General features: G+C 69.2%; 6 protein-coding genes and 1 pseudogene. 1 reads left to right on the forward strand and 6 read right to left on the reverse strand.

Annotated elements, in window-relative coordinates; genetic code table 11:
- Window positions 1-73: 73 nt before the first annotated feature.
- Window positions 74-703 carry an SDR family oxidoreductase gene (locus B7P44_RS06155; RefSeq protein ID WP_084901819.1) on the reverse strand — a complete coding sequence of 210 codons (630 nt, stop codon included), beginning with the start codon at window positions 701-703 and terminating at the stop codon, window positions 74-76.
- A gap of 233 nt (window positions 704-936) precedes the next feature.
- Here B7P44_RS06155 and B7P44_RS06160 point away from each other — a divergent pair, with 233 nt between their 5' ends.
- Window positions 937-2,433: an NYN domain-containing protein gene (locus tag B7P44_RS06160; RefSeq protein ID WP_084901821.1), complete on the forward strand. Its 1,497-nt coding sequence runs from the start codon at window positions 937-939 to the stop codon at window positions 2,431-2,433.
- 49 nt (window positions 2,434-2,482) lie between these two features.
- Here B7P44_RS06160 and B7P44_RS06165 read toward each other — a convergent pair.
- The 5 genes and pseudogenes from B7P44_RS06165 to B7P44_RS06185 form a co-directional block, all read right to left on the reverse strand.
- A pseudogene (locus B7P44_RS06165) lies at window positions 2,483-2,866 on the reverse strand (VOC family protein).
- A 78-nt stretch (window positions 2,867-2,944) separates the two neighbouring features.
- Window positions 2,945-6,250, reverse strand: coding sequence for an efflux RND transporter permease subunit (locus tag B7P44_RS06170; RefSeq protein WP_084901823.1), 3,306 nt, complete (start codon window positions 6,248-6,250; stop codon window positions 2,945-2,947).
- The gene (locus B7P44_RS06175) at window positions 6,251-9,364 is read right to left on the reverse strand and encodes an MdtB/MuxB family multidrug efflux RND transporter permease subunit (RefSeq protein WP_084901825.1); all 3,114 of its coding nucleotides are present in this window, start codon (window positions 9,362-9,364) and stop codon (window positions 6,251-6,253) included.
- Window positions 9,365-9,379: 15 nt separating this feature from the next.
- Window positions 9,380-10,732 (reverse strand): MdtA/MuxA family multidrug efflux RND transporter periplasmic adaptor subunit, encoded by a 1,353-nt coding sequence (locus B7P44_RS06180; protein ID WP_084901827.1) that lies wholly within the window; start codon window positions 10,730-10,732, stop codon window positions 9,380-9,382.
- Window positions 10,733-10,957: 225 nt separating this feature from the next.
- Window positions 10,958-11,782 (reverse strand): IclR family transcriptional regulator, encoded by an 825-nt coding sequence (locus B7P44_RS06185; protein ID WP_084901830.1) that lies wholly within the window; start codon window positions 11,780-11,782, stop codon window positions 10,958-10,960.
- Window positions 11,783-11,873: the final 91 nt, after the last annotated feature.

The raw sequence follows: 11,873 nt of genomic DNA on the forward strand, positions 1-11,873 counted from the left end.
GCTCCCGCCCGGCGGTCGCGCCGCGGGGCGGGGACGGGCGCTCGCGCGGCCGCCGGGGCCGCGGCGGCAGGCATCATGCGCGCAGCGCCTGCTCGATCGGCACGCCGCCGCCGACGAAGCCGATGGTCTTGCGCGAGATGCCGAGCTTGATCGCCTCGATCGCGGCCCACGCGACGTCCTGGCGCGACACGGGCGGCGCCGGGTCGAGGCGGTCCTCGGTCAGCGCGATCTTGCCGACGCCGGGGTCGTCCGCGAGCGGGCCGGGGCGCAGGATCACGTAGTCGACGCCCGACGCGATCACGTGGTCGTCGCCCTCGCGCTTCATCTGCGAATAGTGGCGCAGCGCGTCGGGGCTGCGCTCGGGCCAGTAGGCCGTCAGCGAACTGATCACGACCAGCTTCTGCACGTTGCAGGCCAGCGCATAGTCGGCGGCGCGGGCGACCGCGTCGCGATCGATCTGCTCCTCCTCGGCCGCGCCTTCCGACTCGGCCGACCCGGCCGCGTAGATCGCGTGCGTGACGCCCTGGAATGCGTGCGAGAAGTCGCCCGCGAGGTCGGCCTCGATCACCTTCGCGCCCGGCAGCGTATAGCCGTGCCGGCGCACGAGCGCCGTGACCTCGAATTCCGGCTGCTTGAGCAGCAGATCCGCGCAGGCCTGGCCGGTGCGGCCGGTCGCGCCAATCAGCAGTACCTTCGTCGTCATGAAACCGCTCCTTGCTCGATGCGTCGTCGGTCCAGATGGGGACGGACGAACGATACTCAAGTGTATGTCGAATTGGCCCGGCGGCGGGCGGGGAAATGGGGGCGTACCGGCGGCGAGGAGCGGCGAGCGCATGCCGGCGACTGCGGAAGCGACTCGCGAACCGGCTATCATGTGCGCGATGCATTTTTTGCCGCAACGCGCGACGACGCGTCGGCCAACCGGTTGGAGTACACATGGCATTACCCCTGGATAACGTCAGCATGGCGGTGTTCTGCGACTTCGAGAACGTCGCGCTCGGCGTGCGCGACGCGAAGTACGAGAAGTTCGACATCAAGCCGGTGCTCGAACGGCTGCTGCTGAAGGGCAGCATCGTCGTCAAGAAGGCCTATTGCGACTGGGATCGCTACAAGGGCTTCAAGGCGTCCATGCACGAGGCGAGCTTCGAGCTGATCGAGATTCCGCATGTGCGCCAGTCGGGCAAGAACTCGGCCGACATCCGGCTCGTCGTCGACGCGCTCGACCTCTGCTACACGAAGTCGCACGTCGACACCTTCGTGATCATCAGCGGCGACTCGGATTTCTCGCCGCTCGTGTCGAAGCTGCGCGAGAACGCGAAGAAGGTGATCGGGGTCGGCGTGAAGCAATCGACGTCCGACCTGCTGGTCGCGAATTGCGACGAATTCATCTTCTACGACGATCTCGTGCGCGAGCAGCAGCGCGCGCTCGCGAAGCGCGAACAGCAGCGCGCCGGCAACGGCGGCGCGAAGCGGCCCGACGAGCCGTCCCGCAAGCCCGAGCTCGAAGCGCGCCGGACCGAGGCGATCGCGCTCGCGGTCGAGACCTTCGACGCGCTGGCGTCGGAGCGCGACGACGTCGGCAAGATCTGGGCGTCGGTGCTGAAGAGCGCGATCAAGCGCCGCAAGCCGGATTTCAACGAGTCGTATTACGGCTTCCGCGCGTTCGGCAACCTGCTCGACGAAGCGCAGGCGCGCGGCCTGCTCGAGGTCGGCCGCGACGACAAGTCGGGCGCGTTCGTGTCGCGCGCGCGCCAGGCCGCGTCAGCGGAGCCGGCGGCGCCTGCCGATGTGCCGGTGGCGGATGACGTGCGGGCGGCCGAGCCGGCGCATGCCGAACGCGAGCGCCGTCACGGGCGGCGCGGCGCGGCGCGCGCGAAGGAAGCGGCGGCGCCGGTCGTGGTCGAGGCGGTCGAAGCGGTCGAGCGCGACGCGGTGGACGCCGCCGCGCCGGAAGCGGCGGGGCACGCGGACGCGGCCGGCCCGGGCGCGCCGGGCGACGTGCACGACGAGAAGAAGGATGGCCGCAAGCGTGCGCGCAAGAGCGCGGCGAAGAAGGCCGGGACGAAGAAGGGCGACGCGAAGAAGACGGATGCGAAGGAAGCCGGCGCGCAGCACGGCGACGAGCAGCACGGTGAGGCGAAGCATGCCGACGCGAAGCACGGCGAGCGCAAGCACGGCGACGGCAAGCATGCGGAGCGGACGCACGCGGACGCTCCGCAGGTCGAGATGAACTTTGTCGACGGCGCGCATGCCGACGCGTCGCCCGCGGGCAAGAAGGCGGCTGCCGTCGCCGCCGTGGAGCCGCCACCCGAAGCGGCCGCGCCGGCTGAAGCCGCCGCCGAGGCGGCCGCCGGCGCCAAGCCGAAAAAACCGGCCCGCAAGACGGCGCCGCGCGCGCGTCGTCCGCGCAAGACCGCGCCGGCCGCCGAGTAAGCGCCGGCTGACGCGCGCCGCCGCGCACGTATGATGCGGCGGCGCGGCCCTAGCTGGCGAGCGCGTAAGGCTGCGTCATCACTTCGAGGAAATGGCCGTCCGGATCGTCGAAATACACGCCCCGGCCGCCGTTGTGCCGGTAGATTTCGCCGGCGCGCTGTTTCGACGGATCGGCTCAGTACCGCAGCCCGCGGTCGCGAATGCGCGCGAACACGCGGTCGAACGCGGCTTCGTCGATCAGGAACGCATAGTGCTGCCGCTTGATCGCGCCGTCCTGCTCGTGGAAATCGAGCGACACGCCGTTGTCGAGCCGCACGACCAGCATCGATCCGAACGGGATCGGCGGCGGCAGTTCCAGCAGCTCCGTCAGGAACCGGGTCGACGCGAGCTTGTCGCGGCACCAGACGATCGTATGGTTCAGTTGGACGTTCATGGTGTGTCCCCATGACACGCGCGCGGTAGCGCGCATGCCCACACGATAGCCGATGACGATCGTCGATGCTTGCCCGCGTCAGTTGCCCGTGACCGTCGCGCCGCCCGACGCACCCCGGCCGCGGCGCGTCTCGACCCACACCCGCAGCCGGTCCATGTACAGGTAGACGACCGGCGTCGTATAGAGCGTCAGCATTTGCGACACGATCAGGCCGCCGGCGATCGCGATCCCGAGCGGCGCGCGCAGCTCGGCGCCGTCGCCGCTGCCGAACGCGAGCGGCACCGCGCCGAGGAGCGCGGCCATCGTCGTCATCATGATCGGCCGGAAGCGCAGCAGGCACGCCTCGTGGATCGCGTCGAACGACGACATCCCGCCGTTGCGCGTCGCGTCGATCGCGAAGTCGACCATCATGATCGCGTTCTTCTTCACGATGCCGATCAGCAGGATCACGCCGATCAGCGCGATGATGCTGAACTCGGTCTTGAACAGCAGCAGGCCGAGCAGCGCGCCGACGCCGGCCGACGGCAGCGTCGACAGGATCGTGATCGGGTGGATGTAGCTCTCGTACAGCACGCCGAGCACGATGTAGACGGCCATCAGCGCGGCGAGGATCAGGATCGGCTGGTCGTTCAGCGATTGCTGGAACGCCTGCGCGGTGCCCTGGAAGCCGCCGTGGATGGTCGGCGGCACGCCGATCGCGGCCATCGTCTCGTAGATGACCTGCGTGGCCTGCGACAGCGACACGCCGGGCGGCAGGTTGAACGAGATCGTCGTCGCGACGAACAGACCCTGGTGGTTCACCGACAGCGGCGTCGTGCTCGGCCCGAACGTCGCGATCGCCGACAGCGGGATCATCGTCGACTTCGCCGTCGACACGGCCGCGCCCGACGACGCGCTCGACTTGCCGCTCGCCGCGATCGAATTGAGCGCCTGGTTGCGCGCGGAATCGGCCGCGATCGCGGCGGCGCTCTGTGCGGCGGTGCCGGCGCTCGACGCGCCGGCCTTCGTTGCGACGTAGGTGCCCGCCGCCGCGTTGGTCGTCTGCGCGCCGCTCGCGCTGCCGCCCGACGTGCTGACCCACACCTGGTTCAGCATCTGCGGGCTCTGCCAGTACTTCGGCGCGACTTCCATCACCACGTGGTACTGGTTCAGCGGGTTGTAGATCGTCGAGACCTGGCGCTGGCCGAACGCGTCGTACAGCGTGTTGTCGATCTGCGCGGGCTTGATGCCGAGCCGCGCGGCGGTCGCGCGGTCGATCGTCACCATCGCCTCGAGGCCCCCCTGCTGCTGGTCGGAGTTCACGTCGGTCAGCTCGCGGCGCTTCTGCAGCGCCTCGGTCAGGAGCGGCCCCCACTTGTACAGCTCGGTGCTGGAATCGCCGAGCAGCGTGAACTGGTATTGCGCGTTGCTCTGCCGGCCGCCGACGCGGATGTCCTGCGCGGCCTGCAGGAAGGTGCGCGCGCCCGCGACGTCGGCGAGCGGCCGGCGCAGCTGCTGGATCACCTGGTCGGCCGACAGCTTGCGCTCGGTGCGGTCCTTCAGCGTGACGAACATGAAGCCCGAGTTGGTCTGCGAACCGCCCGTGAAGCCCGCGACGCTCTTCACGTTCGGGTTGCCCTGCACGATCCGCATCATCTCCGTGAACTTCAGCTTCATCGCCTGGAACGACGTGCTCTGGTCGGCCTGGATGCCGCCGATCATCAGCCCCGTGTCCTGCTGCGGGAAAAAGCCCTTCGGCACGACGATATACAGGTACACGTTCAGGCCGATCGTCGCGAACAGGATCGCGAGGATCATCAGCGGATGGCGCAGCGCCCACGACAGCGAGCGCTCGTAGCCGTGCTGCAGGCGCGTGAAGCAGCGCTCGAGGAAGCGCGCGAAGCGGCCCTCGCCGCGCTTGTCGTGCGCCTCGGGAAGCAGCCGCGCGCACATCATCGGCGTGACGGTGAGCGACACCGCGAGCGACACCGCGATCGCGAGCGACAGCGTCAGCGCGAATTCGCGGAAGAGGCGCCCGACGATGCCGCCCATCAGCAGGATCGGCAGGAATACCGCGACGAGCGACAGGCTCATCGACAGCACCGTGAAGCCGACCTCGCGCGCGCCGTCGAACGCGGCCTGCAGCCTCGGCGTGCCGTTCTCGATGTGGCGCGAGATGTTCTCGAGCACGACGATCGCATCGTCGACGACGAAGCCGGTCGCGACGATCAGCGCCATCAGCGACAGGTTGTCGATCGAGAAGCCGAGCAGGTACATCGCGCCGAACGTGCCGATGATCGAGATCGGCACCGCGACGCTCGGGATCAGCGTCGCGCGCCAGTTGCGCAGGAACAGGAACACGACCATCACGACGAGGCCGACCGCGATCAGGAGCGTGTGCTCGGTGTCCCGCAGCGACGCGCGGATCGTGGTGGAGCGGTCGAGCACGGGCGTGACCGCGATGTCGGCCGGCAGCGACGCCGTGAGCTGCGGCAGCGCCGCGTGCACGCGGTCGATCGTCTCGATGATGTTCGCGCCGGGCGAGCGGTACAGGATCACGAGCACCGCGCGCTTGCCGTTCGCGAGACCGAGGTTGCGCAGGTCCTCGACCGAATCGACGACGTCGGACAGGTCGGCGAGCCGCACGGCCGAGCCGTTGCGGTACGCGACGACGAGGTCGCGATATTGCGACGCCTGCGAGGCCTGGTCGTTGGTGTAGAGCTGGTAGCGCTGCGGGCCGAACTCGATCGCGCCTTTCGGGCTGTTCGCGTTGGCCGACGCGAGCGCCGCGCGCACGTCCTCGAGGCCGATGCCGTAGTGGAACAGCGCCTGCGGCTCGAGCTCGACGCGCACCGCCGGGTTCGCGGAGCCGCTGACCGCCACCTGGCCGATCCCGTCGATCTGCGACAGCGACTGCTGCAGCACGGTCGATGCCGCGTCGTACAGCTTCGCGGCCGACATCGTGTCGGACGTCAGCGACACGACCATGATCGGCGAGTCGGCCGGGTTGACCTTGCGGTAGGTCGGGTTGCTCTTGAGCGACGCCGGCAGGTCGGCGCGCGCAGCGTTGATCGCCGCCTGCACGTCGCGCGCCGCGCCGTCGATGTCGCGGTTCAGCCCGAACTGCAGGATGATCCGCGCGTTTCCGACCGTGCTGGTCGACGTCATCTCGGACACGTCGGCGATCGAGCCGAGGTGCCGCTCGAGCGGGCTCGTCACGCTGGTCGCGACGGTCTCCGGGCTCGCGCCGGGCAGCGACGCCTGCACGAGGATCGTCGGGAAGTCGACCTGCGGCAGCGGCGACACCGGCAGCTTGATGAACGCGAACAGGCCCGCGAGCGCGACCCCGAGCGCGAGCAGCGTCGTCGCGACGGGGCGGGTGATGAAGGGGCGGGACAGGTTCATTTACGCATCCGTGCGCGGGCCGGCGGCGGGGCCGTGGCGCTCGAACCAGCCGCGCACGCGGCGCGCGAGCGAATCGAAGCCGAGGTAGATCACGGGCGTCGTGAACAGCGTCAGCACCTGCGACACGATCAGGCCGCCGGCGATCGCGATGCCCAGCGGCTGGCGCAGCTCGGAACCGGCGCCGGAGCCGACCATCAGCGGCACCGCGCCGAGCAGCGCGGCGAGCGTCGTCATCAGGATCGGCCGGAAGCGCAGCAGGCACGCCTGGTAGATCGCCTCGCGCGGCGGCTTGCCTTCCGCGCGTTCGGCCTCGAGCGCGAAGTCGATCATCATGATCGCGTTCTTCTTCACGATGCCGATCAGCAGCACGATGCCGATGATGCCGATGATGTCGAGGTCGTGCCCGGTGATCATCAGCGCGAGCAACGCGCCGACGCCGGCCGACGGCAGCGTCGACAGGATCGTGATCGGGTGGATGTAGCTCTCGTACAGCACGCCGAGCACGATGTACATCGTGATGATCGCCGCGAGGATCAGGAACAGCTGGTTCGACAGCGACGCCTGGAACGCGAGCGCCGCGCCCTGGAAGCGGGTCTGGAACGACGCGGGGAGGCCGATCTCCTTCTCGGCCGCGTCGATCGCCTTCACCGCCTCGCCGAGCGACGCGCCCGGCGCGAGGTTGAACGAGATCGTCGTCGACGGGAACTGCGACAGGTGCGACACGAGCAGCGGCGACGGCCGCTCGTGGAACGTCGCGATCGACGCGAGCGGCACCTGGCCGCCGCCCGCGGACGGCAGGTACAGGTTGTTCAGCGAGTCGGTGTAGTGCTGCATCTGCGGCTCGGACTCGAGGATCACGCGGTACTGGTTCGACTGCGTGAAGATCGTCGACACGATGCGCTGGCCGTACGCGTCGTACAGCGCGTTGTCGACGGTCGCGGGCGTGATGCCGAAGCGCGCCGCGCTCGCGCGGTCGATCTCGATGTACACCGACTGGCCGCTGTTCTGCAGGTCGGTCGCGACGTCGGCGAGCGACGGCTCCTGCTTCAGCCGCGACACGAGCTTCGGCACCCAGGTCGCGAATTCGTCGGAGTTCGGGCTCGTCAGCATGAACTGGTACTGCGTCGGGCTGACGGTCGAGTCGATCGTCAGGTCCTGCACCGACTGCATGAAGAGCGAGATGCCCGGCACGTGCGACACGCGCTGCTGCAGGTCGCGGATGATCTCGGCCGCCGTCTCCTTGCGCTGGTCGCGCGCCTTCAGGTTGATCAGCATCCGGCCGCTGTTCAGCGTGATGTTGGCGCCGTCGACGCCGATGAACGACGTCAGGCTCTCGACGTTCGGGTCCTTCAGGATCTCGGCGGCGAGCTGCTGCTGGCGCTCGGCCATCGCGCCGTACGAGATCGACTGCGGCGCCTGGGTGATCGCCTGGATCACGCCGGTGTCCTGCGGCGGGAAGAAGCCCTTCGGGATCAGCACGTAGAGGAGGCCCGTCAGCACGAGCGTCAGCACCGCGACGACGAGCGTCGAGCGCTGGCGGTTCAGCACCCATTCGAGCGCGACCGCGTAGCGCGCGATCACCCAGTCGATCGCCTGGTGCACGCGCGCCTCGAAGCGGTGGCTCTCCGGCGGCGGCGAGTGGCGCAGGAGCTTCGCGCACATCATCGGCACGAGCGTCAGCGACACGATCGCCGAGATCACGATCGTCACCGCGAGCGTGATCGCGAACTCGTGGAACAGCCGCCCGACCACGTCGCCCATGAACAGCAGCGGGATCAGCACGGCGATCAGCGACACCGTCAGCGAGATGATCGTGAAGCCGATCTGCTTCGAGCCTTTCAGTGCGGCCTCGAGCGGCGAGTCGCCGTCCTCGACGTAGCGCGCGATGTTCTCGATCATCACGATCGCGTCGTCGACGACGAAGCCGGTCGCGATCGTCAGCGCCATCAGCGACAGGTTGTTCAGCGAGAAGCCGGCCATGTACATCACCGCGAGCGTGCCGATCAGCGACAGCGGCACCGACAGGCTCGGGATGATCGTCGCGTAGACGTTCGCGAGGAACAGGTACATCACCAGCACGACCAGCGCGACCGCGAGCATCATCTCGAACTGCACGTCGCGCACCGCCGCGCGGATCATCGTCGTGCGGTCGGTGACGATGCGCACGTCGAGCGCCGCGGGCAGCGATTCCTGCAGCTTCGGCAACTGCGCCTTGATCGCGTCGACCGTCTGGATCACGTTCGCGCCCGGCTGGCGCTGCACGTTCAGGATGATCGCGGGCTCCGCATCGACCCACGCGCCGAGCTTGGTGTTCTCCGAGCCGGCGATGATCTTCGCGACGTCGGTCAGCATCACCGGCCGGCCGCCCTTGTACGCGACGACGGCGTCCTGGTACTGGTCGGCGCTCGTCAGCTGGTCGTTCGCGTTGATCGTGTACGCGCGCGTCGGGCCGTCGAAGTTGCCCTTCGGCGTGTTGACGTTGAGGTTCGAGATCGTCGTGCGCAGGTCGTCGAGGTTCAGCCCGTACTGCGCGAGCGCGGTCGGGTTGGCCTGGATCCGCACGGCCGGGCGGTTGCCGCCGGACAGGCTGACGAGGCCGACGCCCGCGACCTGCGAGATCTTCATCGCGAGCCGCGTATCGGCGAGATCCTGCACCTGCGTGAGCGGCAGCGTCTTCGACGTGACGGCGAGCGTCAGCACCGGCGCGTCGGCAGGGTTGACCTTCGCGTAGATCGGCGGCGCGGGCAGGTCGGACGGCAGCAGGTTGCCGGCCGCGTTGATCGCGGCCTGCACTTCCTGCTCGGCGATGTCGAGCGGCAGGTCGAGCGCGAACTGCAGCGTGATCACCGACGCGCCGGCCGAACTCTGCGACGACATCTGGTTCAGCGACGGCATCTGCCCGAACTGGCGTTCGAGCGGCGCGGTCACCGACGACGTCATCACTTCCGGGCTCGCGCCGGGATAGAAGGTCTGCACCTGGATGGTCGGGTAGTCGACCTCGGGCAGCGCCGCGAGCGGCAGGAAGCGCAGCGCGACGAGGCCGGCCAGCATGATGGCCACCATCAGGAGGGCGGTGCCGACCGGCCGGAGAATGAAGATGCGGGATGGGTTCATCGGACGGCCCGCGCGTTACTGTGCCGGCGTCTGCGATGCGCCGCCGCGATGCTGGCCGCGGTGTGCGCCTTTCGCGCCGGATGCGCCGGCGGCCGCGCTCGCGCCGTGCGCGCCCGACGCGCCCTTGGGCTTGTCGGCCGGGATCGTGATCGTCGAGCCTTCGCGCAGGCGGTCGGACCCGTCGGTGACGACCCGCTCGCCGACCGCGACGCCGTCGACGATGCTGGTGCGCTCGCCGTCGACCGGGCCGATCTTGACCTTGCGCACCGTCACCGTGCTGTCCGGCTTGACGACGTAGACGAACTGGCCGATCGAGCCCGTCAGCACGGCCGACGTCGGCACGATCGTCGCGTCGCGGACCGTGTCGACGAGCAGCCGCGTGTTGACGAACTGATTCGGGAACAGCAGCCCGCCCTGGTTCGCGAACGTCGCGCGCAGCTTGACCGTGCCGGTGGACGTGTCGATCTGGTTGTCGAGCGTCTCGAGCATGCCGGCCTCGAGCGGCACCGTGTTGTTGCGGTTGTACGCGGTGACCGACAGCTTGCTGCCCGCGTTCACCTGCTTGAGGATCTGCGGCAGGTTGTCCTCGGACGTCGTGAAGATCACGCTGATCGGCTGGATCTGCGTGATCACGACGATGCCGTTCGCGTCGCCCGGCGTCACGTAGTTGCCCGGGTCGACCTGGCGCAGGCCGACGCGGCCCGACACCGGCGCGGTGATGCGCGCGTAGACGAGGTTCAGCTTCGCGGAATCGATCGCCGCCTGGTCGGTCTTCACCGCGCCTTCGTACTGCTTGACGAGCGACGCCTGGGTGTCGACCTGCTGCGACGCGATCGAATCCTGCGCGAGCAGCGTCTGGTAGCGCTTCAGGTCGAGGCGCGCGGTCGCGAGCAGGGCCTCGTCGCGCGCGTGCGTGCCTTCGGCGTTCTCGAGCGCGTTCTGGTATGGGCGCGGGTCGATCTGCGCGAGCACGTCGCCCTTCTTCACGAGCTGGCCTTCCTGGAACGCGACCGACTGCAGGTAGCCCGACAGCTGCGTCTTGACGGTCACGTTCGCGAGCGGCGTCACGGTGCCGAGCGCGGACAGCACGACCGGCATTTCGCCGCGCGTCGCGGCCGCGACCTGCACCGGCTGCGGCACGTTCGCCATCGCGGCCGGGCCGCCGCGGCCGTGGCGGCCGCTGGCCGCACTCGCGCCCGAGCCGGGCTTGTCGGCGCTCGCGTCGCTCCACGGATGCCACCACAGCAGGCCGCCGGCCGCGACGAGCGCGAGCGCGCCGAGCATCAGCTTGCGGCGCGGGCGCCGCGCGGCGGGGGAGGCGGGCGCAGGTTCGTGCGCGGAGGGCGTGGGCTTTTGTTGATTGTCCATCGGTTCGGTCGGAAAGACGGCGTGCCGCAAGGCGGGCAGCGCATGTGCATGCGGCGTCAGGGGGGAGCCGGCCCGGCCCCGGCCTGCGCGGGAAAAGAGCGGTGCGCACCGCGAGGGCGGCGCTACGATGGGCATGATGCTACGTCCCGTCCCCGTTACAGTCCAGCGATCTATCTTTCAACGGGTTACGGTCGTTACAGAAGGCGACGGGCGGGGGCGCGCCCGTCACGCGGCGCGGCGCCGGGCGGGCGCACCGCCGATCTCGCGGGTGATCTTCGCGATGCATTCGTGCAGCGCCGGCACCACGTGCTCGTTGAGCCATTCGGGCGGGCACTGGTGCGAGGCGCCGCCGCAATTGACCGAATAGCACTGGCCCGACGGGCCGACGAACCCCGCGGCGACCGCGTTCAGGCCCTCGCGCCATTCGCCGATCGCGATCGTGTGGCCCTGGCGCTGCGCGTCGTCGAGCGCCGGGTTGAGCCGCGCGAACACGTGCGGCCAGTCGTCGCCCGCGGCGGCCCGCAGCGCGTCGATCAGCCCGCGGCGTTCGTCGTCCTCGAACGCGGCGAGGTACGCGCGGCCGACCGCGGTGCGCGCGATGTCCATCCGCGAGCCGATCTCGAGACGCGTGACGAGCACCGCCGAGCGCGGCCGGATCACGTCGATCGCGACCATGTCGAGCCGGTCGCGCACCGCGAGGTGCACGGACAGCGACGTGCGCTCGGCCAGCTCGATCATGAACGGCCGCGAGCGCGCGCGGATGTCGAAGTTGCGCAGGAAGCCGTGGCTCAGCTCCAGCACCGACGCGGTGAGCACGAACCGTTCGCTGTCGGGCAGCTGGAACAGGAAGCCGGCGCTGACGAGCGTCGCGGTGATCCGCGATACGGTCGGCTTCGGGATGCCGGTGAGTTCGGTCAGCTCGCGGTTGCTGACCGGCGCGTCGGCGGCGGCGATGCGCCGCAGCACGGCCAGGCCGCGCGCGAGCGCGGTGATTTCATCGGGCGACGATTCGCGTTCGCGGGAAGCAGGAGGATTCACGGGTGTCGACACGGGGCGTTCTCTCTATTTCCGAAACTGGATTTCAATTTTGTTGGAATTGTAGGATGATTGTCAAAGGATGCATGTTATTCGGGTCAACCGG

This window comes from Burkholderia ubonensis subsp. mesacidophila, from assembly GCF_002097715.1.
GTDB lineage: Bacteria > Pseudomonadota > Gammaproteobacteria > Burkholderiales > Burkholderiaceae > Burkholderia > Burkholderia mesacidophila.